The sequence below is a fragment of the Bradyrhizobium cosmicum genome, assembly GCF_032290525.1.
In the GTDB taxonomy this organism is placed as follows: Bacteria; Pseudomonadota; Alphaproteobacteria; order Rhizobiales; family Xanthobacteraceae; genus Bradyrhizobium; species Bradyrhizobium cosmicum_A.
In genome coordinates this window covers 1-236 of the sequence record NZ_JASXTA010000596.1, presented here as the reverse complement: position 1 = coordinate 236, position 236 = coordinate 1, and the positions used below count along the sequence as shown (strand labels likewise).

Sequence of the window (236 nt, the reverse complement as noted above, 5' to 3'; positions counted from 1 at the left end):
GCGTCTGCTTGGCGGCTTCGTGGTCGAGATGCATCGGCTGTGGGTCGAACTCTGCCGCGAACCGCTTGATGTCGGCCTCGGTGACGTGAACTTCAGGGGATTTGAACTGCATTCCAATGGTGAGATCGTCGAACCACTCGACCCGCGCCATGATTTCGCCTCGCAATGTGATGCGCCGCCTCGCGCTAACAGAATTGAGCAAGGGCGGGATGTAGCGGCTCCGCAGCGCACAAACC

The 236-nt window shown here is 60.2% G+C and carries 1 protein-coding gene; it reads right to left on the bottom strand.

The window, feature by feature from the left end; genetic code table 11:
• On the bottom strand, positions 1-151 hold a 151-nt coding region (locus tag QSV46_RS41065), incomplete at its 3' end, for a MaoC/PaaZ C-terminal domain-containing protein (protein ID WP_314964509.1).
• Positions 152-236 lie beyond the last annotated feature (85 nt).